Genomic DNA, 21,481 nt, shown 5'->3' with positions numbered 1-21,481 from the left:
GCACCATGCAAGCATTAGTTATTCACGGTAAGCAGGATCTACGCGAAGAAAATATTGATCTTCCAGCGCTCGCTCCCGGAAAAGTGCGCTTACGTATGTCTTTCGGTGGAATATGTGGCTCGGATCTTCATTATTATCATGAAGGTGCCAATGGTGCTTTTGTTGTTCGTGAGCCATTGATTCCAGGTCACGAAATGTCAGGAGTAGTCGATGAAGACCCAAGCGGGCAATGGCCGCTTGGCACACCGGTAACACTGCACCCCGCCACATTCGGGCAAAGCCAAACCGGTATCGAAGATAAGCCCCACTTGTGGCCCAACGGAGCCTATTTGGGATCCGCGTCAACCTGGCCACATACGCAAGGGGGCATGAGTCAATTCCTTGATGTCGATGCCAGCATGTTGCGTGCATTGCCCGATACTCTGCCTCTCAAACGTGCAGCCTTAGCAGAGCCACTTGCTGTGGGTCTGCATGGGATCGAAGTAGCCGGAGGTGTTGACCAAAAGCGCGTATTGGTATGTGGAGCTGGACCTATAGGTCTACTCGCTGCCGCTGCTGCACTTGCCAGGGGCGCAAAAGAGGTATGCATTACCGATATTCTTGAGGGACCGCTGTCACGTGCAAAAATACTCGGGGTTCATCGCACCATTCAGGTGGATAGGGAAGAGCTCCCCGAGGAGGCCTTTGACGTGGTGCTTGAGTGCACCGGCGTTCCCGCCTCTATCAATAATGCTATTCTCGCCGTGCGCCGCGCTGGCGTTATTGCTCAAATAGGCATGATGCCTGCCGCTCCGCAGCCCATTGCGCTTGCATCGCTGATTGCGAAAGAAGTTCAGCTTAGAGGCTGTTTCCGGTTCAATAATGAGATTGATGAAGCTATCGCGCTACTGGCAGCTAATTCAAACTTTGATCACGTTATTACGCATGTATTGCCCGCGGCCGATGCTCAACAAGCCTTTGCTATAGCCAAAGATGCGGAGGTGTCCGGCAAGGTATTGATCGAGTTATGGAAGTAACAGATCAACGATTAAGATAATTGATCCCAAAGGGGGGGGGGCGCTACCGCCACCCCCTCAATAATTAACGGAAAACAACCGACGTACCTATCACGCCAACCTGACTAAAAGCTGGCCTTACGCTTCTCTATAAATGCGCTCATGCCCTCTTTTTGCTCTTCACCGGCAAAGCAGAGCGCAAACAGGCTGGTCTCCAGGGCTAATGCACTATCAAGGTCCTGGTCCATCCCGTCATGAACGGCCTGCTTGGCACCGCGTACCGACTGAGGGCCATTGCCTTTTAACTGTTGGGTAAGCTCTTCGATATAACTTTCAAGCTCTGCCTGAGGCATTACGCGGTTAACCAGACCGATGCGTAGCGCTTCTTTCGCGTCTATCTTGCGCCCTGTTGTCACAAGATCAATCGCCATGGCTGGGCCTACGCGGCGCGGCAGGCGTTGCGTACCACCAAAGCCTGGGATGACACCCAACAAAACTTCAGGCTGGCCGAATACCGCGTTGTCGCTGGCTACTGCCCAGTCGCAGGCCAGTGCCAATTCGCAGCCGCCGCCAAGGCAAAACCCGTTCACAAGGGCGACCACCGGCACCGGAAGTGTTTCAAGTCGTTTAATGGTTCGTAACGCCTGGCTTGCAAAGGCGCGCGCTTCTTCCGGCGTTTTATCACGCATTTCGGTGATATCCGCTCCGGCGACAAACGACTTTTCACCGGCGCCCGTCAGTAATACGGCGCGCAGGTTTGGCTGATTCTCAAGCTCAGTCAGGTGGGTCTCTAGCGCGGAAAGTACATCGCTATTTAACGCATTCAACGCCTTGGGACGGTTGATGGTCAGGCGGACGATACCCTCGTTATCGACCTTTTCAATAACTGATTCGCTCATATTGGCTCCTTCATTGTTATGGTGACTTACATCGTTATGACGGCTTAACTGGCCTGCCTTGCAACCCTAGCGAACGCTTGGTTGGGGGGCAATCACTTCTTTTCTCGCCCGCCAGAAATACAATCGCCGCCTCCAGGGGCGGCGATTGCCACAATAGGGCGATTAACCAACCTCGAAATCACTCAGGCATTGAATGCCTGCGTCAATTACCGCCCGCTGGGCACGCCCAACAGGGAGCCACTGGGTGATCACAAACTGTGCGCTTAGAAGTTTTGCCTTATAGAAAGGGTCTGTTGTGCCCTGCCCAATGGCCGCCTGCGCACTGAGTGCCGCCTGCCCCATTTGCCAGGCGCATAACACATGGCCTGCCAGGTTTAGCAACGGGGTCGCATAACCCTGTACGGCATCAGGCCCTTTTTCCGGGTCTTTGCCCTGCTCAAGTACCTGCTGCTTGGCAGCACGTAAATCCTCAAGCCCGGCAGCCAGCGCCTGTCCCAAATGAGCCAACGCAGGTTCAGCCTTGAGACGTTCAACCGTGTCGGCTACTTCGTTTAGTAGACTGGAAAATGCTTCGCCATTATCACGCTGTAACTTGCGTCCTGCTAAATCCAGCGCCTGAATGCCGTTAGTGCCTTCATAAATGGGTGCGATACGAGCATCACGCAGCAGCTGTGCCGCGCCGGTTTCTTCGATATACCCCATCCCGCCGTGCACCTGAATACCTAACGAGGCGATCTCTACCGCTTGATCCGTCGAGAAGCTTTTTACCACAGGAATCAAGATATCCACGCGAGCCTGAGCCGCCTGGCGTTCACTCTCGTTTTCAGCATGGCGGGCGGTGTCCAGCTGTGCTGCACAGTACAGCGCTAACGCACGCAGCGCATCGGTGCGCGCGCGCATGGAAAGCAGCATGCGCCGCACATCAAGATGCCCACTGATGGGGCACTCTTTACCGCCTCGCGCTGCCGACAAACGACCCTGATGGCGCTCTTGTGCGTAGGCAAACGCGTGCTGGCAGGCGCGTTCGGCTACGCCAATCCCCTGGATACCCACTTTATGACGCGCCTCGTTCATCATGGTGAACATGTGATTCAGGCCGCGCCCTTCTTCACCCACCAGATAACCGATTGCCCCACCCTGCTCGCCAAAACTTAACGAACAAGTCGGTGAGCCGTGGATACCCAGCTTGTGCTCAATGGCGGTGCATAAAACGTCGTTACGCTCGCCCAGGGTGCCGTCATCATTGACGAGAAATTGGGGCACTAGAAACAGCGAGATGCCTTTATTACCTTCAGGCGCATCAGGTTTACGCGCCAGCACAAAATGAATGATATTTTCAGCGGCGTCGTGCTCACCCCAGGTAATATAGATTTTCTGGCCACTTATCCGGTAATGATCGCCTTCAGGTACTGCCTTGGTACGCACTTTAGAAAGATCCGACCCTGCCTGGGGTTCGGTCAGGTTCATGGTGCCTGTCCAGGTCCCTTCTACCAGATGGGGTAAATACGTCGCTTTCAGCGGCTCGCTGCCATGATGGGCCAATGCTTCAATGGCGCCAGCGGTTAACATGGGACAAAGCCCTAACGCCATATTGGCACCGTGGAGCATTTCCTGAACGGCACTGGCCACCACTTCAGGCAAGTTCTGCCCACCTAATGCTTCCGATACGCCGATGCCGTTCCAGCCGCCTTCTACATACGCCTGGTAGGCCGCCGCGAATCCATCAGGCGTCGTTACTCGCCCATCAGGATGATGTTTGGCGCCTTGATGATCACCGGTAGCATTCAGCGGCCCCCAAACGTCACCCGCTAGCTTGGCGGCTTCATCCAGCACCGCCTCAACAACGTCGGGTGTTGTCTCTGTAAAATTGGACAGCGTCAGCGAGTGATGCCCGAGCAGTTCTTCGAGCACAAAACGCAAATCGCGTACCGGCGCGACGTAGTGATTCATGGCAAAACCTCGATGTAGAAATAAAACAGTCGTTTGTTATAAACCGTTATATTCGATAGTAGTTTCCTGCCTATCGTTACACCATTAGCCCAACGTCTCACCTCTTTACGATACAGACCCGCTACCAAATTACTGACGCGTGCTTAACTGTTCGACATCGTCATAGTAGGCAATTCGGGTTTCTTCCTCGGCGGGCGGTCCGACTACGGGTTCCGCTACGTCCACGTTTGGTACTGCATCCGACAAGTCTTCCAGGTGCTCGTGCTCAAGCGCCCCTTGGACAAGCTCCTCGGTAATCACAAGCTCTGCCCCGGCCGCAGTCATGGGCGTAGTAGCGGTAAACGGCGCCACCGGCATCGGGGCGGGGCGCACGCTGCGCCGCCAGGCAAAAAAGAGCAGGAAGAACAGGCTGAGCCCGCCAAATGCCCAGAACAACCCGGCATCGCCCACTGCTGTCATAACGGGTGAGATCATCAGCGGGCTTAAGGTTGCCCCGATAGAGTTAATCAGCAAAAGTCCTTGGCTCATACGTACAAGCGCCCCGGCGGGCGCTCGGTCGGCAGCATGACTGACGGCCACGGGGTAGAATGCAAACACTCCACCGCCCAGCAAAAACAGCAGTACCGCCAGCAGCGGCGTGGAGAGCGGTAGCCAAAGAATTGCCGCCGACACCAGCACACAAAAACCACTGATCCCGATAAGTACCATTTGGCGGTCATGACGGTCTGACCAGCGCCCAATTGGATACTGCAGCAGCATGGCCCCCAGCACCACCAGCGCCATCATCTGGCCCACCTGATTCACGCTCATTCCAATGCGCTGCAAATAAAGGGGCAGCAGGGTATACGCCGCCGCGACTACCATGCCCGACCCCAAGCTACCCAGCACACCCGTTGGGGTTAACATGATCAGTCGATAAGGAGGTAGCGGTTCGGCGTGCTCAATCAGAGGGGTAACACGCGGAATCATCGCCATTGGCAGCACAGAAAGCGATGCCAGCATGCCGATCACCATAAACGGTGCCGTCCCGCCCATGGCATTGGTGACGCCCAGCAATAGCTGACCAATGACACCGGCGGCGTAAAGCGAAATCATGTAGAGCGCCAACAACCGGCCACGCACTTTTTGCTCGCCTGCCGTGAGCAGCCAGCTCTCAATGACCAGATAGACACCGACCGTTGCCCAGCCGCCAATCAAGCGCAATGCAAACCAGGCCCAAGGGTCAAAAAAGAGCCCTTGAAGAAGCACCGTCACGGCAACCAGCGAGGCAAAACTGCCATAGGCACGAATGTGCCCAATACGCAGCAATAACCGGTCGTTAAACAAGGCGCCCAAGGCCAGGCCAATAAAGTACGCTGACGAGACAATCCCAATCACCGTCGCAGACTCGCCTGCCGCATCCAGACGTACCGTGATCAAGGTAGCCAAAAAGCCGTTGCCAATGCCTAAAATAAACAGGCCCAACAGAGGCGCAAACGCCATAGCCAGTAATTGCCGCGACATGAAAACCTCACCTTGCCAAACACGTTGTCAAAAAACAGGGTCAAAAAAAGCGGACGTAGCTGTTTAAGAGCCGTTACCACCTTTTACACAACCACAGGCAAGAAACGGGCGCGCAATTATTGCCCTGGATAGCATAAAGTCAACGCTTTTTCATAGCCTGTTCGTATCGATTAGTGTTTTCTCAAAATAACCGTATCTTTTTCAGGAAATTCGACTGTTAGTTGATGCTGCGCGGCCCACCATTCAAAGGTTGCCTCACTGAAAAAACAGATATGGGTGGGGTCATTAATATAGTGCCAGTTGGCAAATGCTGCTTGAGTGGTCACTCGCTTGGTCATGATGCCCAGATAGCCACCAGGGAGTAGCTGAGCAACCAACTGCGCCAGCACCTTTCCGGGCATGGCTAAATGCTCAACGACTTCAGTCGCGGTGATAAAGTCATAGGTGTTCTGCAAAACGGACATGTCGGGCGCATAGAAAATGTCGAAGACCGCCATGGGGTGGCCAACTTCCTCGAACATCACAGACAGCGTGGGACCAGGCCCTGAACCAAAATCCAACCCGTTGGCACCTTTCGGCAGTTTGGCTAGCAACGGGGTGAACAAGCGCCCTAAAAATCGCCGGTATCCCATATCTTGCGGTGAATTTTGATGCTGGTCATACTCTGCTTTTTCATCCGCTACGCTTAAATGCTGCTCGGACGGCACAAACACCAGCCAACACGTGGCACACTGGTAATATTCACGACGATGATTTTGATGATAGAGCGAGACCTTAATTTCACCGCATAGCGGACAGCATTGCATCGTCGTATTCTCTGGTTTTCGGTTTGCATTTAAGGAAAGAGGCATGCTCTCAGGCTTGGATCATCTTGTTGTTACTGTCACAGATATGGGTCGCGCGGTTGATTTTTACTCGCGAGTTCTCGGGCTAGACGTACGCTATCGTGATGCCCAACGGGTAGATTTAATGCTGGGCGATACCGCCCTACGACTCCATCAAACCGACACCGACATCGAGCCTATTTCTGCAACCCCTACGCCAGGCAGCCTGGATTTATGCCTACGCTGCCAATTGCCGCTGAATGAATTCAAACAGCATCTAGACGTGCTGGGTATTGAGGTTGAACTTGGCCCGGTGGCTCGCCAGGGTGCCAATGGCGCGATCGAGTCCGTTTATCTGCGCGACCCCGATGGTAACCTTTTGGAGATTTGCCGCCCGGCTCGCTAATGTTACCGCCAGTCAGTGACTAATGCTTAGCGGCGTCGTGCAAGGTATTATAGGGCGTTAAGAACCTTCGTTTTATTGTCTCATCCGTATTAAAGGTAAAAAGACATGCAAGATAACCGTCATGACTCGCCGATTGAAGGCGAAATTATTTCAGAACACACTACCGCCGAGCCAAGCAAGCAGCACGACACCACAATGGCCATGGTGGTTTATGCGCTTTATCTGGCAAGCTTTGTTGTCGGCTTCACCTCGGTTGTCGGCGTCATCATCGCCTATGTCTATCAAGGCAAAGGCCCGGCTTGGCTGGACGAACACTACCGCTATCAGGTTCGCACCTTCTGGATTGGCTTGCTGTACGCAAGCATTAGCTTCCTGCTCACCTTTGTACTGATCGGCTTCCCGCTTTTATTTGCACTGGCGGTTTGGTTTATCGTTCGCTGCGTTAAAGGGTTTAAGGGCTTACAAGATAAACGTGCTCCGAGTAATGTGGACAGCTGGTTAATCTAACGAATGACGGAACACGCAACGACATCAGACAAGCGACTCTCCCGAGCCACGGCGATTGCGTGGCTTTGGCGAAGGCTTTCGCGCTGGCCCCTGCCGCGCCTGTGGCGTTTTGCCTCCACGCTTGGTCCTCTCGTTTACTGCTTTAGCCGCCGTGAACGAAACGTCACCGATATTAATCTTAAGGTGGTATACCCCACGCTTGACCAGCATAAGCGCAGGGCACTCGCTAAACAGAGCCTTCGTCACTCCACCGCCACCATGATGGAGCTGGGCTATGCCTGGATGGCGGAGCCTGATCGCGTTGAAGCAAGTATTGTTGAAGTGCATGGTCGCGACAAGCTGGACAGCGCACGCGCACAGGGCCGTGGTGTTATTGTTCTGGCGCCGCATTTTGGCAACTGGGAAGTGTTGAATTTCTGGCTTTCCAGCCATTTCCCTTTCACCGCTATGTACGAGCCTCCCAAAATAACCAACCTTGAGCCGATTATTCGCCATGGCCGTGAACGGATGGGCGCGCAGTTGGTGCCCACTAACCCGCGGGGCGTTGCAGCACTGCTTAAAGCACTTAAGCGCAGCGAGGCCATCGGCATTCTGCCTGACCAGGAACCCGACTGGGGCAGCGGCGTCTTTGCGCCGTTTTATTCACGCGATGCGTATACCGCCACGCTACTCCCCAAACTGGTGGCGCGCACCCAGGCACGCGTTGTCACAGGCGTTGCCCTGCGCCTGCCTGGTCGCGGCTTTGCTATCCATTTTCTGGACGCCGACGAGCGGGTGTATAGTGCTGACGAAACAGTGTCTGCGAGCGGGGTTAACGCCAGTGTTGAAGCGTCAATTGCGCTGGAACCCGCCCAGTATCAGTGGGAATACAAGCGCTACCGCAAAGTCATCGAAGAGCAGCAGCAAAACCCCAACGCCAACGACTTCCGGCTTTACTAAACTCTGCCTGAGAGGTGCTGATAGACCTTATCAGCACCTACTCATCGTCATGGCGTGCATAGACATCATCGAGCCTTTCGATATCGTCTTCCCCCAGATAGGCACCCGACTGAACCTCAATCAGCTCTAACGGGATTTTACCGGGGTTCTCTAAGCGGTGAAGTGTGCCAATCGGAATATAGGTCGATTGATTTTCACTGACTAAGAAGCTGCGCTCTCCCACGGTTACCTGTGCCGTTCCGCTTACCACGACCCAATGCTCGGCGCGATGATGGTGGCGTTGAAGGGAGAGTCGGCCGCCGGGTTTCACCGTAATATGCTTAACCTGGTAGCGCTCACCACTATCAATTGCTTGAAAGTCACCCCAGGGGCGATGTACCTGGGGCGCTGACTGAAGCTCGCGGCGCCCTTTACTGGCTAACACCGCCACTAATTGTTTTATGTGCTGGGCCTGGTCCCGATGCGCCACCAGCACGCTGTCAGGGGTTTCAATCACAAGCAAGTCGTTAACACCCAGCGTGGTCACCAGGCGGTGTTCGGCCATCACGAGTGAATTCGTAGTCGAGTGCAACAGCGCATCACCTTGCACCACATTGCCCGCTTCATCCGCCGCGGCCATCTCCCAAAGCGCATCGAAACTGCCTACATCGCTCCACTGAGCATCAAGGGGGATGACGGCCGCAAAACGGCAGTGCTCCATGACGGCATAATCAATCGAATTGGCAGGGCAGCACTGAAACGGCGCTTCGGCGAGCCTTAGAAAATCCAGATCGCTGTGAGCGCCATCAACAGCGGCCCGGCAGGCAGACAGCATCTCGGGTTGAAGGTCTGCCAGCTGCTCAAGATATGTCGAAGCGCGTAGCAAAAACATGCCGCTGTTCCAAAGCGTATCGCCTTGTTCAAGCAGTTGAGCGGCGCGCTCTGCATTCGGTTTTTCAATAAACGAGGCGAGCTGATAGCCCTTTTCCAATGCATCACCACAGGCGATATAGCCGTATCCCGTTTCAGGATGCGTAGGCACAACGCCAAAGGTGACTAAATAGCCCTGCTCTGCCAAGGGCACGGCCCACTCGACGCTTTGTTGAAAAGCGCTCACATCGCCAATGACATGATCCGCCGGCAAGACCAACAGCAGCGGATCGTCTCCTGCGCCCTTGGCTAACAACGCCGCACAGGCAATCGCAGGCGCTGTGTTACGCCCTTCTGGCTCTAGCACAATACGCCCCGCTTGGTTCGCTTCACGCAGTTGCTCAGCCATAAGGAACCGGTGCGCCTGATGGCCCATAATAAACGGCGGTGTCGTACTTATCCCCTCCAAGCGATCCAGCGTTTGCTGAAGCAGGCTCTTCGTCGAGGTTAAGCGCAAAAACTGTTTGGGCATTTGCTCGCGTGAAAGCGGCCACAGCCGCGTGCCGCTTCCCCCGCACAGAATCACCGGCTGAATCATAGTCTCGTCCTTGTAGGCAAAGTGTTACCGGCGGCCAAATGCTTCCCGTAACCAGTGGCGAAGCTGGCTCATTCGCGCAGTCTTTTCAGGATTATCCAATGACGGCAGCGTGCCCTCCACAAATCCATACGTGCGAAAAGGCGCCAATAACGCAGGGTCACCGCTAATAATATGCACCGGTACTGCCGCACTGGCATCGTCACCGGTAATAAGCGGTGCTGGCTGATGATCGCCAAGCACAATCAACAACGTTTTATCGTCTGCCACACGTTTCGCCCAACGCCCGGTCACCTCTACAGCGTAGTCGACAGACCAAGCGTCATGATCACGTATCCGCTCACTATCCTGCCAGACCACCTCCGGTGGGTCACTCGCCTGTTCCCAAGGCGCAAAAATAGCCCAGCGCGCCTGCAAGCATCGCGCAAAATGCCCATATTTGGCCTACATTACCTACTAGCAAGTGAAAGATTGAGCGCAACAACGGCAGGTCTACATATACGTTAAGCGGGCGTCCAAATGCCGTGTAAGTGGCGGCATTACCCATGTTGGCGACCATACGTTAGATGAACGGTGTGCATAAAGGATTTAGTGTACAAAATTTGTTTAAACATACTGATAGTAATGTTAGCTCACCCTGTTTTAGTCAGCCGTCGAAAGGAACTCGCCTATGCGCTGTACGACGTTGAAGAGTCCGGAGATCGGAAAGTGGATATTACTGCTTGGCTGCTTTACGACATTGCCAACCAGTGCCCACACAGATGACCATTTCAATGCGGTCATTGAGCAGGCTAAACAGCTTGCTGAACAGGCGTATCAAGCGCCTGAAGAATCACTACCCTCGGCCCTAAAAGAGATTGATTACGACACCTATCGACAAATCCGCTTTTCGCCCGACCAAGCCTACTGGCGTGATGAAAGCCCCTTCAATTTACAGTTATTTCATAGCGGGTTTATTTTTCAAACGCCTATCACGCTGAACATCATTGAGGGCGATGACGCCACCCCGCTGCCCTTCTCCAGCGATGATTTTCAGTACGATGACAATGCCGAGGCGCTTCTTGAGCAGGATTTAACCGGCAGTGGCCATGCCGGATTTCGGCTGCACTATCCCCTCAACAATGACGATTACGCGGATGAGTTCGCGGTCTTTTTAGGCGCCAGCTATTTCCGCCTGGTGGGCCAGAGTCAAACCTACGGATTATCAACGCGAGGATTAGCGATCGACACAGCGTCATCTGAAAAGGAAGAGTTTCCAGCCTTTCGGGAGTTTTGGCTCTATAAACCAAGCGAAGATGCCGATGAAATCACGCTACTCGCGCTGCTCGACAGTCCATCGTTAAGCGGTGCTTACCGCATAACGCTGCGCCCAGGTGAACAAACCGATGCCGAGATAGAAGCCGAGCTATTTGCCCGTCACGATGTTGCCAAGCTAGGCATAGCTCCGCTTACCAGCATGTACACATTTGGCGAGTCTAGCCATGAAAGGTTTGATGATTTTCGGCCACAGGTACACGACTCTGATGGATTATTGATACATACAGGCGCTGATGAATGGATTTGGCGCCCGCTCAGTAATCCTCAAGAAACACATATTTCAAGCTTTGTGGATAACGCCCCCCACGGTTTTGGGCTGATGCAGCGTGAGCGCGACTTTAGCCGCTATTTGGATATGGAAGCGCATTACCATCAACGGCCCAGCCAATGGGTAGCGCCTATTGATGCATGGGGCGCAGGTCATGTTGAACTAGTAGAAATACCCACTCCGGATGAAACCCACGACAATATTGTTGCCTATTGGGTCGACGATGAGCCGCTTAACGCTGGGGACTCACGCCACCTTCATTATCACACCTACACACTCAATGATGCCCAGGACCACGCCGTAGGCCGAGCCATTCGCACCCGTCATGGCAAGGCCACCATTGAGGGAAGCGCCAGTGAAGGCGCTACAGTAGAGCGCCAGTTTGTTGTCGATTTTCAAGGCGGTGCGCTTGATGGCATTGCCCCAGATCAACCCGTCGAACTCGACATTAGCACCCAAACCGGCAACGTCACGCAGCCCCATGTTATGCCGCTCCCCGATAACATGTGGCGCGCCAGCTTTCGAGTTCCCCCGGGAAATGAGCCAACTGATATCCGCCTGCGTTTAATGCTCAATAACCAGCCCATTAGCGAAACCTGGAACTATGTGTGGTATCCCGATGCGTAAATCTATTGAACTTACCCCGTTGATTCCGTGGTTGGCCTTTCGTCGCGCATTGCTGGCCGTGCTCGTCATCAGCTCCAGCATTGCTGGCTGTGTGGCGATGTTCAAGGTTATTTCCTTTTTGGAAATAGGCTGGCAAATCACCATGCTGGTACTGTTTGCACTAACGTTTAGCTGGATCGCCTTGGCGTTTTGGGGTGCTGTGTTCGGTTTTATTGTGTGCGCCCTGCGGCTAGATCCCTTAAGCCTGCGTCGGCAAGTGCCGCTTTCGCCTAACGGCAATTTACTGGTGAGTAAAACAGCGCTGGTCATGCCGATTTATGCAGAACCTCCCATCCCCACTATTGCAGGCCTCGAAGCGACCTGTCGCTCGCTAATTGAGCAGGCACACACCTCCTCGAACCCTCCTGAGACACCCTTAAGCGAACACTTCGACGTCTTTATTCTGAGTGATACGCAGGACCTCGACAAAGCCCAGGAAGAGGCCGCCCACGTGGCAGCACTTCAGCAGCGCCTTGCCGGTCAGCTGGCGGTTCACTACCGTCGTCGAGAAAACAACCATGAGCGTAAGGCAGGTAATATTGCCGATTTTTGCTGCCGCTGGGGACGCCGCTACGACTATATGGTGGTTCTGGATGCGGATAGCCTGATGAGTGGCGAGACGCTGTTAACGCTAGTTCACCGCATGCAGCGCGAGCCCAGTGTCGGCTTGATTCAAACCGTGCCGATTCCGGTTGGTCAGCGCACGCTGTTTGGCCTTTTCACCCAGTTTGCCTCTGCACTTTACAGCCCGATGCTGGCCGCAGGCCAAAGCTTCTGGCAAGGCGGTGCTGCCAACTACTGGGGGCATAACGCCATTGTGCGCACGCGCGCCTTTATGGCCAGCGCAGGCTTGCCTACCATTCCCGGCAAACCGCCACTTGGCGGAGAAATTCTTAGCCACGATTTCGTGGAGGCAGCCCTGTTAAAAAGAAGTGGCTGGCAGGTACTTCTTGATACTACGGCCACCACCGCCGTTTCACGTCATGACCCGTATGCCAGCGCCTCTCATAACAGCTTTGAGGCCATGCCCAGCAATATGCTCGACTTTGCCAAGCGTGATCGTCGTTGGCTGCAGGGAAATTTACAGCATCTACGTTTGCTAACGGGCGCGGGCTTTCATCCCATCAGTCGGCTACATTTTTTCTTCGGCGCCTTTGCCTATTTATCATCGCTTGTGTGGCTCGCTCTGCTGGTGTGTACGAGCCTTCTGGTCGGCTACCAGGCGATTGATGAGCCGACAGAGCAAATGCTGCCCAAATCGTTATCCGTAGGGCTACTGACCATTACCTTGGGGATGCTGCTGGCACCCAAGTTTCTGGGGTTTTTACTGGCACTCGGACAGTGTCCTCATGCTTTTGGTGGCAGGCTTAAGCTATTCACCAGCATGGTATTGGAAATACTCTTTGCCGCGTTGATTGCACCCTTGATGATGGCATGGCACAGCCTATTTATTATCACTGTGCTGCTAGGGCGCTCTATTGAGTGGCAAACCCAACCCCGAGGCGAGCGCTCTTTACCTTGGGGAGAAGTTTGGCAGCATGCTGGCTGGATGACGCTATGTGGCCTTGCCTGGGCGGGAGCTGTCATGCTGTTTTCCGCCTCAGCCTTTGGATGGCTATCGCCGGTATGGCTAGGCCTGCTGTTGGCAGTCCCGATCATCAAGTACTCCAGTAGCAGCACGTGGGGCGGCGTTATCAATCAGCGCTTAGGGCTGCTAAAAACGCCTAGCACGAGTTTGAGCCCATCTTTGCTGGATGAATTTAACACCCTTATGGCGCGCGACAGTTTAATCTTGCCTGCCATGGCCGATGGTTCTCCGTATGTTCTTAATGCGCTGCCTTCTGAATTGTCTGGCGAGATGCCGCCTCAGTCGCTAAACCAGTTTAGCGTCCACGCGCCGTCGTCCCCGGCTGCCCAGACGAAGGAGCCTCATTAATGCTTGGCCAGCTAGCACATCGGCTAAGCAGTTCGATGCTGGTTTAACGTAGCCTGAGGTTAGCCACAGGTGCAGATGGCCTACCTCGGGCGACCTGCATGCCTGCCGAGTGGATCACCCCCTACTGGCGCGTGCCCATAGCGGGTGATGGTATGTGACAGCTTTTCAAACGTTAATTTTCGACCTAACCTGCCAACAGCGCTGTGGTTTCAAGCGCAGGCGCACTATGGTTACAAAAACGTGTTTACTACAACGTTGATCAGGACCGGCTATCACACCCTCCATACCTAGCTCCGTTACAAGGAGCTTACGCCAGGAATTCAGGATTTATGATTTACGATTGGCAAGCGCTTAGTGTTCCCGAGTTAGCGGGGGTCGCCGAGCGCGACCCTGTCGCCGTTTTAGTGCTGGGCGCGATTGAGCAGCACGGCACACACCTACCGTTAGGCACGGACCTGATTATTGGCGAAGGACTGCAGGCTGCTATGCTGAGCGTTCTTGACCCCGCTCTAGAGGTCGTTTGCTTACCCTCTATTGCGGTGGGCGCAAGCGACGAGCACGCTAACTTCTCTGGCACGCTTAGCCTTCCTGCGTCGCTCGCGATTGCCACACTTGAAGCGTATGGGAAATGCGTCGCTCAGGCGGGCATCAACCGGCTGGTACTCATCAACAGCCATGGCGGCAATAAAGCCATTATGGAGCTGGCCGCGCTCACCCTACGCCAGCAGTTTAATATGCGCGTCGTTAAAGCGACGTATACACGGCTCCCACCGCTTGAAGGTGCGGTTGATGCCCAAGAGCTGCGTTATGGATTACACGGCGGGCTGCTTGAAACCGCCATGATGCAATACCTGGCGCCAACCACCGTCAATCTGGACAACTATCAGGCTGCCCCGCTCGGCACGTTAGAAAATTGCCGACTGGTAGGCCCGGAAGGGGCCGCCGCATTTGCCTGGCTTGCCGAGGACTTAAGCCAGCACGGCGTGGCCGGTGATGCCCACCAAGCCACGTCGGCATTGGGTGAGCGTCTGGTACACCATTACGCTGAGCAACTGGCAACCGTGATCACGGAAACAGCTCGGCTGCCTGCGTTTTAAGTGCGTTAGCGCCCATGTCGGCCTAATACGTCGCCGAAAAGATGACCGGCTCGATTGGCTTTTGCACTCAGGTAGCGATGATTCTGGTCGGTGACGCTCCCATAAAGTGCTTGACGTGATACCACCTCAATCCCGCCTTCACGCAGGGCAGCGATCTTCAATGGATTATTCGTCAGTAGCTGCACTTGAGAGATCTTCAGCGCATTAAGCATGTCCACCGCCACGGCGTACTGGCGCTCGTCGTCACCAAACCCCAGCACCTGGTCAGCATCCATGGTGTCCAGGCCACCATCTTGCAGAGTATAGGCGCGCAGCTTATTGGCAAGCCCAATGCCCCGCCCCTCCTGGGCCAGATAAAGTAGTACACCTCCCCCCATGGCCTGAATGTCCGCCACGGCATTACGCAACTGCTCGCCGCAATCGCAGCGCAGGCTGCCAAATAAATCGCCGGTCAGGCATGCAGAATGCAGGCGTAAAGGAACTGCCCCTTCCAGCGTTTCAGGCTGTCCGATTACGACCGCCACATGCTCGCGTAGCCCATCCGGCTCGCGGAACAGCACAAAGCGACTTTCAGCAGCGTCTTCCAGCGGAATCCTGGCTTCGCTCACCCGTTTCAGCATACCCGGTGCACCGGCCAGGCACTTTGCAGCGTCTCTCGCATCAACTTCCAACAGCTTGCCTTGAGCAATTTCCTGCGCCACCAATTCAGCTGCCGGGTCACTCACATCGGCACATAGCGCGGCTGGAATTAGCAAAGCACGGCGCATGAGTGCAACCGCGCCACGCTCACCAGGTCCTGCGGGTTTAAGGCCACTTAATAAGGAATGCGCGGGTCGACTTGCCGTTTGAACCACCGCGAGCGCCTGCAAATCATCTTCGCTCACATGCTCAACCAATGGCAAACAGGCTGCTTCCGCCGTTAGTGACATGCCCATCGCCTCCAGGCGATGGCGCGTTAATACCAGAGAAGGTCGCGTCCCTGCGAGTTTGGCCAGCATATCGACCGACTCAATGCCCTCTAATGCCTGTACCAGTAGACGCTTTTCCCCCGTATTAAGCACAACCGGCAGCCCACGGCGAATATCGAAAATAGCGCGTTCAATGTGATACATAGTGGCCTCCTAATTGCCTGGTGCAGCGGGTAGCGTACGCTTGCGTTGAACGATACGGCCCCGCAAGATAAGACTGTTTTCTCAGCGTGGAGGCGTTATGTCCGACACCCGTCACCATAGTGGCTGCATTGGTCCTAAAACATTGTTGGAGAAGAAGACGTCGCTGGATATAGACACGGCATGGGCGTGGCTGTTGGCAATACGTGAAGGCCGAACAACCGAGGCGCCATTGCAGCTCGACGCTGAGGGCAACTGGCACCGTCAGAACGCTATAACACCGGCGACCACTGACCTGTTGGACTGCCTGGTGCCGCTGGCAAGCCGCCCCCACTGGGTGATTGCCCAGCTGGGGCAAAGCCTGGACGGGCGTATTGCGACGCAGAGCGGCCACTCGCACTACATCAACGGCCATGAGAGCCTGATTCACCTGCATCGGCTGCGGGCGCTGGTGGATGCCGTTATCGTCGGCGCCGGCACGGCCAGTGCTGACGATCCCCAATTGACAGTGCGTCATGTCACCGGCACGCATCCCACGCGGGTAGTGCTTGATCCGCGCGGTCGTGTGCCCACAGGCATTAAGCTGTTCCACACCGACTCGGCGCCCACGCTGCACATCGTGGGGCCGGATACACCGCCGCCGCCCAATTCGCGGGTTCAGCGCCATGTACTGCCGCTTAATGCGCAGGGGCAGTTCGCCCCAAATGATGTAATCGCGCTGCTTAATCAGTGTGGTTTGAAGCGCATTCTGGTGGAAGGGGGCGGCATAACGGTTTCCCGGTTTATTGAAGCAAACGTCATTGATCGCCTGCACCTTCTGGTCGCCCCACTGCTGATCGGCTCGGGCAGGCCGGGGCTTCAGATGACGCCTATCGAGACGCTTGGAAGTGCTCTGCGCCCGACGATGAGAACGTTTCGCTGTGGAGACGACACGCTGTTTGACGTGGTGCTGAGAGCCACCACCTTTGCCTGACGGCTGGGCACGGTGACGTTTATCCATCGCCACCCAAATGCCCGGCAGGCTTGAAAGCAGTACTAACACACCATAAGCAAGGGACAGCGGAATTAACATGGCTAACAGAAGCACCGGCGCCAGTGCCAAAATTTTCGACGCCGCAAGCTCGACACCAATGGCCCGCGCCGCACAGACCATAACGACCCCATAGCTCATGACAAGCAAGCCAGCGCTCATTAGCCCGCGTCGAACCCAAGGAGAGCGCCATATCTGCTGCATGTTCATCGGGCTACGCCCTTTTTTCTGGCGTTGCTAGCAGGTCACAATGCCCCACCCAAATGCCCACTTCACCGGAAGCCACCGAGTGTGTACGTCGCTCACGCCACTCACCAATGCGAGTAGCGGCCTCTGGTGCCTGTTCTGTCGCCGCTTCCGCCCAGCCGTTAATGAGCGCCGTCATTAAAGGCTGATGTAAACGGTTAGCCGAACTCAACAGCCAAGGGGTAGCAACCTGCTCAACGTGATAATTCGCTTGTTCAAGCGCATTAACCAGCGTCTCGTGAGCCTGCCCGCCCAAGGCATCACCTAATCCTTTGTCGCGATGCTGATGCGCCATAAACAGCGCCAGTAGCCAGTGGTCATCATCGGATAACGGCTCATCATCGGCATCGGTAAAGCCCCACTCTCCGGTCACGCTAAGGGCCATTAACAGCGCTTGGTCACGTGCTTGGCAGTGCGTGACGAGCGTTTCGATCCAACCTTGCGATACAAGATCCAGCAGCGCCGATGCGGTTATCAGATCCGAATCTTGCAGAGGTACATGAACAAGCGAATCAAGCGACGTGCAGAGCGTTTCTACCCGAATGCCCGCCTGGGCATTTTCCAGCTTGCCGATGCTGTCGCGGGCGTCGTTGAGTAGTTCAGCGTCATGGTCAATGAGCGTCCAGTGCTGCGGGGTCGGTAGAAAAGGCGCTAGGAAGCGCATATTGCTTCCTCTGCCTGACCCTAAATCGACCAGCCTCGGCGTCTGAGTGCGTTCACTTAGCCATATAGCGGCTTTTTGAGGAAGCTGCTGGCTTCTAAACGTAGCATCCGCCTCTTCACGCAGCGTGAGCCAATCGGCTTCAAACTGGCTGCCGGTATGAAAAGAGGGGATCGGGTTCAGCGCTTTAGCAAACGCAGCACCGGCATGCTGCCAATCGCTAAGCGTTTCACGCACCGCTTCTGCACCGGCTTTAAGCGACGCACGCAGCTCAGGTTCATCGCAGAAACGGCTCAGTGCATGTGTCAGTGCCTTTACATCCCCAGGCGTTACTTTAAGGCCTGCGCCTTCCGGCAAGGTTTCATCAAGAGCGCCCCCGGTCGTGGTAATGACAGGCAGGCCTCGCGCCAGCGCCTCGGTGACCACCATGCCATAACCTTCGTACCAGGAAGGCAGTACCAGGGCGTGCGCGTTTTCGTACGTCCTGGTTAAGGTCGTCGCGTCGCACTCGCCGTGCAGCTGCACACAAGACGCAAGCCCATGCGCCTCAATCAACTTCGCTACCCGGTCGGCAAACGCCGCATCACGTGCACCGCCATAACAGTCACACTGCCAGTTTCTCTGGTTTAATCCCGCCAATGCCTGGACCAACACATCCTGCCCCTTACGCGGAACAAGCGTTGCCACACACACAAACCGCAGCGGCTCGCCAAGCGCTGGGGCGGCGTTCATGGGGACAACGTCCACCCCAGGCTCGACAACACTAACCGTAGCCGCTATAGGCATGGCGTAGCGGTTTGCCAACGCCTTCAACCGGCGCTCAGTAAACCGGCTGGTCACGATTATTTGTGAGACGGCGGCAAGCCCCTTCAGCTCAGACTGATGAAATTGCTGCTGCTCGGATTCGCTTAGCCCTTGCTCATCACCCAACGGATGATGCACCAGTGCTGTTATCATCAACCGATTGGCCTGCTCAATAATGATGTCCGGTAACATCCCCATGGCGAGACCATCGATTACCACGTCCGTGGCCTCGGGCAAATCGTTTAGTGCCGTAGCCAATTGCTCGGCAGCCTCCTGGTCGGCATTAGGGAAGCGGCCTGATAAGCTGATGACATCGACGGTGCGCCCTTCCTGACGCAGCGCTTCGATCATGCGCGCATCGTAGATATAGCCGCCGGTGCGCTGATCAAGCGCCCCCGCGATAATAAACGTCAGTGGTTCACTCATAGATCGCCTTCATAGCTTGCCCAGGCAATATGCGACTCATGCAGTTTGACTTCCATACGAGCGATGCCTTGCGCGGTTTTCCCCATTTGGCCTTCACCGATGGCATCGGCCAAACGGCTGAAGATAACGCTGGCCATAAACTCGGTGGAGGTGTTTTTACCCTTAAAGGCTTCTTCGTCATCCAGATTGCGATAGTTCAGGTGTGACAACACTTCCTTGAGCGTTTCGCTGGCGAGGCCGATATCAATCACTAATCCGTCCTCATCAAGCTCCGGGCGCTGAAAGACCACATCAACGACATATGTTGCCCCATGCGTGCGCTGGGCAGGACCAAAAATGTCACCTTTGAAGCTATGCGCAATCATAAAGTGATCACGAACACATAGACGGTACATAAACGCTCCTGATAGTAAGCTGTAGTGGTTAAACGTGAGCGGGGTAACGAAGGCGGTGACATAGCACGTCGCTGTCCGTAGAAAAGAGTTTGGGAGCAAGCTGGGGCAAGGCGTCAAAGTCGCTCTCGCCACTAATCAGTGCGTCTAATCGGCTATCGTTTAACAGGCTCAAGGCCAACATTAAACGGCGCTGGAAGTCCCATCGCGGGCGCAATTTAGCGGGTAACTGGCCCACCTGGCTGGCGCGCAGGCTAAGGCGCAGTGAATGAAACGCACCGCCCAAGGGGATACTCACCTCCCCTTCGCCAAACCAGCTCATTTCGATAACTCGGCCTTCGTTGCCGACCTGGCTTAGCGCTTGGCGTAAGCCTTCGGGATGGCCGCTGGCGTGAATGATGCAGTCTTGATCGTTGGGCGCTTTTTCCGGGGTACAAAAGACAAGGCCTAAACGCTCGGCGAGCGCCTGGCGCTTCGGGTTAATATCAATCAGCGTGACGCTCACACCGGGGATCTGTGAACACAGGTAAGCCACCAGGGCGCCTACAACACCGGCCCCGATAACACTGACGCGTTCCCCAAGCATTGGTTCGGCGTCCCAAACGCCGTTAATGGCCGTCTCCATATTGGCGGCCAGCACGGCGCGCGGCACCGGTATACTGTCAGGAATAGGCAATACGGCGGAAGCAGGAACGACATAGCGATCCTGATGGGGATAGAGACAAAATACCGTTTTGTTAAGCAGGTGCGCAGGCCCTTGCTCAACAACGCCGACACTACAGTAGCCATACTTGACCGGCGCGGGAAAACTACCTGCCTGAAAAGGGGCCTGCATACGCTCCACTTCGCTTTCGGGTACGCGGGCATTGAATACCAGCGACTCAGTGCCACGGCTAACGCCACTGAACAGGGCACGTACGCGTACGTCTTCCTCCCCTACGCTGGTGAGCGTCTCTTTTTTAAGCTCGCCGACCCTTGGACGCGTTACCCAGAAGGCAGTGGCCGTATCGTTCGCCGACATGTCATTTCCCTATTATTCGCGTTTTCATCCAATCAGCTGGGCACCTCTGCCGTTAATCTGGCATGGCCAACGTATGAAATTTTTGTGGCGTACCGTAAAGCTTAGCCCAGAAAAGACACAGGTCGATGAATGCGGGCGCCAATTTCGTTTAAGAACGGTTAAAAATGTACGCAGGTACTTTTCAGGGACATCAATACGCTATGATTAATGGGGTAGACAACCGCAGAGCCACGTATAAGAAGCGTATATATAAACAGGCTCACCCATCAATTGACTGCGGGCGGGATATCCGCTTTGCGAGACACAATGGTTCGAATTACCACGCTCGCTTCTAGCCATCTTTTATCGAGCCGCCTCTACAGCGCCAGCGAACTAGCGGTGGGCAGTTTGCTACTGCTGGGGCTGGGCAGCCTGCTACCCACATTGACGGTAACGGCTTTGAACTGGGGGCTAGCGTTTGGCACCTATGCGTTTATTAGCCTTTTCGTATTGATTTTCTGGTCGGGTGGCGCACTTGGCTGGGCCAACAGAATAACGTTACTGCGCGCCGTATTAGTCGCGTTGGTGGCGGGGGCGCTGGCCGACAATGTATTCACTCATGCCATTTGGCTATGGCTTGTTACCGCGACCACCGCGCTGATGCTGGATGGCGTGGACGGCTGGATAGCCAGAAAAACGCAGAGCTATAGCACGTTTGGCGCCCGTTTTGATATGGAGCTGGATGCGCTGCTTATCCTGTTGCTCTGTGTGGGGTTAATTCAACTTGAATCGTTAGGGCTGTGGGTGATTTTGATTGGCGTTACGCGCTATTTATTTGTGGTGGCTAGCTGGCACTTTACGTGGCTTTCAGTCCCTTTATTTGCCAGCATACGCCGTAAAGTGGTGTGCGTTTGGCAAGTATCCGCCCTGCTATTGGCGCTCACCCCGCTGACGCCCACGCTCGTTGCGAGCCTATTGGCGTTTAGCGCACTACTCTCACTTTCCTACTCCTTTGGCATCGACACTTGGTGGCTTTATCAACAGCGCCGACGCCAAGCACTT

General features: G+C 55.1%; 19 protein-coding genes. 9 read left to right on the top strand and 10 right to left on the bottom strand.

The window, feature by feature from the left end; genetic code table 11:
* The first annotated feature begins 5 nt into the window (after positions 1 to 5).
* The gene (locus ACT3TC_RS13390) at positions 6 to 1,016 is read left to right on the top strand and encodes an L-idonate 5-dehydrogenase (RefSeq protein WP_444640359.1); all 1,011 of its coding nucleotides are present in this window, start codon (positions 6 to 8) and stop codon (positions 1,014 to 1,016) included.
* Positions 1,017 to 1,120: 104 nt separating this feature from the next.
* On the opposite strand, the gene ACT3TC_RS13385 is transcribed toward ACT3TC_RS13390, so the two are convergent.
* The 4 genes from ACT3TC_RS13385 to ACT3TC_RS13370 all read right to left on the bottom strand — a co-directional run bounded on the left by ACT3TC_RS13385 (position 1,121) and on the right by ACT3TC_RS13370 (position 6,153).
* Complete coding sequence (locus ACT3TC_RS13385; protein ID WP_444640358.1) at positions 1,121 to 1,894, bottom strand: enoyl-CoA hydratase-related protein; 774 nt, start codon at positions 1,892 to 1,894, stop codon at positions 1,121 to 1,123.
* 162 nt (positions 1,895 to 2,056) lie between these two features.
* Positions 2,057 to 3,844, bottom strand: a complete 1,788-nt coding sequence (locus ACT3TC_RS13380; RefSeq protein ID WP_444640357.1) for an acyl-CoA dehydrogenase — start codon at positions 3,842 to 3,844, stop codon at positions 2,057 to 2,059.
* A 129-nt stretch (positions 3,845 to 3,973) separates the two neighbouring features.
* Positions 3,974 to 5,347 (bottom strand): MFS transporter, encoded by a 1,374-nt coding sequence (locus tag ACT3TC_RS13375; RefSeq protein WP_444631496.1) that lies wholly within the window; start codon positions 5,345 to 5,347, stop codon positions 3,974 to 3,976.
* A 170-nt stretch (positions 5,348 to 5,517) separates the two neighbouring features.
* On the bottom strand, positions 5,518 to 6,153 hold the full coding sequence (locus tag ACT3TC_RS13370) for a class I SAM-dependent methyltransferase (protein WP_444640356.1): 636 nt from the start codon (positions 6,151 to 6,153) through the stop codon (positions 5,518 to 5,520).
* Positions 6,154 to 6,196: 43 nt separating this feature from the next.
* On the opposite strand from ACT3TC_RS13370, the gene ACT3TC_RS13365 reads away from it, so the two are divergent.
* The 3 genes from ACT3TC_RS13365 (at position 6,197) to ACT3TC_RS13355 (ending at position 8,023) form a co-directional block, all read left to right on the top strand.
* Entirely contained in the window at positions 6,197 to 6,577 is a 381-nt protein-coding gene (locus ACT3TC_RS13365; protein WP_444640355.1) for a VOC family protein, read from the top strand.
* Between the two features lie 105 nt (positions 6,578 to 6,682).
* Positions 6,683 to 7,084, top strand: coding sequence for a DUF4870 family protein (locus ACT3TC_RS13360; protein WP_172117296.1), 402 nt, complete (start codon positions 6,683 to 6,685; stop codon positions 7,082 to 7,084).
* A 3-nt stretch (positions 7,085 to 7,087) separates the two neighbouring features.
* The gene (locus ACT3TC_RS13355; protein ID WP_444640354.1) at positions 7,088 to 8,023 is read left to right on the top strand and encodes a lysophospholipid acyltransferase family protein; all 936 of its coding nucleotides are present in this window, start codon (positions 7,088 to 7,090) and stop codon (positions 8,021 to 8,023) included.
* 37 nt (positions 8,024 to 8,060) lie between these two features.
* Here ACT3TC_RS13355 and ACT3TC_RS13350 read toward each other — a convergent pair whose 3' ends face one another.
* On the bottom strand, positions 8,061 to 9,470 hold the full coding sequence (locus tag ACT3TC_RS13350; protein ID WP_444640353.1) for a mannose-1-phosphate guanylyltransferase/mannose-6-phosphate isomerase: 1,410 nt from the start codon (positions 9,468 to 9,470) through the stop codon (positions 8,061 to 8,063).
* Between the two features lie 24 nt (positions 9,471 to 9,494).
* Positions 9,495 to 9,884, bottom strand: a complete 390-nt coding sequence (locus ACT3TC_RS13345; RefSeq protein ID WP_444640352.1) for a hypothetical protein — start codon at positions 9,882 to 9,884, stop codon at positions 9,495 to 9,497.
* Positions 9,885 to 10,137: 253 nt separating this feature from the next.
* Here ACT3TC_RS13345 and ACT3TC_RS13340 point away from each other — a divergent pair, with 253 nt between their 5' ends.
* The 3 genes from ACT3TC_RS13340 (at position 10,138) to ACT3TC_RS13330 (ending at position 14,751) form a co-directional block, all read left to right on the top strand.
* The gene (locus ACT3TC_RS13340; protein WP_444640351.1) at positions 10,138 to 11,679 is read left to right on the top strand and encodes a glucan biosynthesis protein; all 1,542 of its coding nucleotides are present in this window, start codon (positions 10,138 to 10,140) and stop codon (positions 11,677 to 11,679) included.
* Positions 11,672 to 13,654, top strand: a complete 1,983-nt coding sequence (gene mdoH / locus ACT3TC_RS13335; protein WP_444640350.1) for a glucans biosynthesis glucosyltransferase MdoH — start codon at positions 11,672 to 11,674, stop codon at positions 13,652 to 13,654. Before ACT3TC_RS13340 ends, mdoH begins: the two co-directional genes overlap by 8 nt.
* A 329-nt stretch (positions 13,655 to 13,983) precedes the next feature.
* Positions 13,984 to 14,751 (top strand): creatininase family protein, encoded by a 768-nt coding sequence (locus ACT3TC_RS13330; RefSeq protein WP_444640349.1) that lies wholly within the window; start codon positions 13,984 to 13,986, stop codon positions 14,749 to 14,751.
* A gap of 5 nt (positions 14,752 to 14,756) precedes the next feature.
* Here the strand turns inward: ACT3TC_RS13330 and ribA are convergent, their stop codons facing one another.
* The gene (gene ribA / locus ACT3TC_RS13325) at positions 14,757 to 15,863 is read right to left on the bottom strand and encodes a GTP cyclohydrolase II RibA (RefSeq protein WP_444640348.1); all 1,107 of its coding nucleotides are present in this window, start codon (positions 15,861 to 15,863) and stop codon (positions 14,757 to 14,759) included.
* A 97-nt stretch (positions 15,864 to 15,960) separates the two neighbouring features.
* Between ribA and ACT3TC_RS13320 the strand changes: the two genes are divergently transcribed.
* Complete coding sequence (locus tag ACT3TC_RS13320) at positions 15,961 to 16,833, top strand: RibD family protein (protein ID WP_444640347.1); 873 nt, start codon at positions 15,961 to 15,963, stop codon at positions 16,831 to 16,833.
* Between the two features lie 271 nt (positions 16,834 to 17,104).
* Here ACT3TC_RS13320 and ACT3TC_RS13315 read toward each other — a convergent pair whose 3' ends face one another.
* The 3 genes from ACT3TC_RS13315 to ACT3TC_RS13305 are packed head-to-tail and all read right to left on the bottom strand — an operon-like array spanning position 17,105 to position 20,440.
* Positions 17,105 to 19,027: a glycosyltransferase gene (locus ACT3TC_RS13315; RefSeq protein ID WP_444640346.1), complete on the bottom strand. Its 1,923-nt coding sequence runs from the start codon at positions 19,025 to 19,027 to the stop codon at positions 17,105 to 17,107.
* Positions 19,024 to 19,422 (bottom strand): 6-pyruvoyl trahydropterin synthase family protein, encoded by a 399-nt coding sequence (locus ACT3TC_RS13310; RefSeq protein ID WP_172117305.1) that lies wholly within the window; start codon positions 19,420 to 19,422, stop codon positions 19,024 to 19,026. The genes ACT3TC_RS13315 and ACT3TC_RS13310 overlap by 4 nt, the downstream gene beginning before the upstream one ends.
* 28 nt (positions 19,423 to 19,450) lie before the next feature.
* Positions 19,451 to 20,440 carry a zinc-dependent alcohol dehydrogenase gene (locus ACT3TC_RS13305; protein ID WP_172117306.1) on the bottom strand — a complete coding sequence of 330 codons (990 nt, stop codon included), beginning with the start codon at positions 20,438 to 20,440 and terminating at the stop codon, positions 19,451 to 19,453.
* 306 nt (positions 20,441 to 20,746) lie between these two features.
* On the opposite strand from ACT3TC_RS13305, the gene ACT3TC_RS13300 reads away from it, so the two are divergent.
* The coding region (locus ACT3TC_RS13300; protein ID WP_444640345.1) for a CDP-alcohol phosphatidyltransferase family protein at positions 20,747 to 21,481 on the top strand (735 nt) is incomplete at its 3' end.

This window comes from Halomonas sp. AOP27-A1-41, from assembly GCF_052378605.1.
In the GTDB taxonomy this organism is placed as follows: domain Bacteria; phylum Pseudomonadota; class Gammaproteobacteria; order Pseudomonadales; family Halomonadaceae; genus Vreelandella; species Vreelandella citrativorans.
This window is presented reverse-complemented; position numbering and strand designations above follow the sequence as displayed.

Coding starts and splice junctions, on each gene's coding strand:
- ACT3TC_RS13330 (WP_444640349.1), top strand. CDS start 13,984: ATGATTTACGATTGGCAAGCGCTTAGTGTTCCCGAGTTAGCGGGGGTC.
- ACT3TC_RS13385 (WP_444640358.1), bottom strand. CDS start 1,894: ATGAGCGAATCAGTTATTGAAAAGGTCGATAACGAGGGTATCGTCCGC.
- ACT3TC_RS13370 (WP_444640356.1), bottom strand. CDS start 6,153: ATGCAATGCTGTCCGCTATGCGGTGAAATTAAGGTCTCGCTCTATCAT.
- ACT3TC_RS13365 (WP_444640355.1), top strand. CDS start 6,197: ATGCTCTCAGGCTTGGATCATCTTGTTGTTACTGTCACAGATATGGGT.
- ACT3TC_RS13320 (WP_444640347.1), top strand. CDS start 15,961: ATGTCCGACACCCGTCACCATAGTGGCTGCATTGGTCCTAAAACATTG.
- ACT3TC_RS13375 (WP_444631496.1), bottom strand. CDS start 5,347: ATGTCGCGGCAATTACTGGCTATGGCGTTTGCGCCTCTGTTGGGCCTG.
- ACT3TC_RS13315 (WP_444640346.1), bottom strand. CDS start 19,027: ATGAGTGAACCACTGACGTTTATTATCGCGGGGGCGCTTGATCAGCGC.
- ACT3TC_RS13380 (WP_444640357.1), bottom strand. CDS start 3,844: ATGAATCACTACGTCGCGCCGGTACGCGATTTGCGTTTTGTGCTCGAA.
- ACT3TC_RS13310 (WP_172117305.1), bottom strand. CDS start 19,422: ATGTACCGTCTATGTGTTCGTGATCACTTTATGATTGCGCATAGCTTC.
- ACT3TC_RS13360 (WP_172117296.1), top strand. CDS start 6,683: ATGCAAGATAACCGTCATGACTCGCCGATTGAAGGCGAAATTATTTCA.
- ACT3TC_RS13350 (WP_444640353.1), bottom strand. CDS start 9,470: ATGATTCAGCCGGTGATTCTGTGCGGGGGAAGCGGCACGCGGCTGTGG.
- ACT3TC_RS13340 (WP_444640351.1), top strand. CDS start 10,138: ATGCGCTGTACGACGTTGAAGAGTCCGGAGATCGGAAAGTGGATATTA.
- ACT3TC_RS13355 (WP_444640354.1), top strand. CDS start 7,088: ATGACGGAACACGCAACGACATCAGACAAGCGACTCTCCCGAGCCACG.
- ACT3TC_RS13390 (WP_444640359.1), top strand. CDS start 6: ATGCAAGCATTAGTTATTCACGGTAAGCAGGATCTACGCGAAGAAAAT.
- ACT3TC_RS13305 (WP_172117306.1), bottom strand. CDS start 20,440: ATGTCGGCGAACGATACGGCCACTGCCTTCTGGGTAACGCGTCCAAGG.
- mdoH (WP_444640350.1), top strand. CDS start 11,672: ATGCGTAAATCTATTGAACTTACCCCGTTGATTCCGTGGTTGGCCTTT.
- ribA (WP_444640348.1), bottom strand. CDS start 15,863: ATGTATCACATTGAACGCGCTATTTTCGATATTCGCCGTGGGCTGCCG.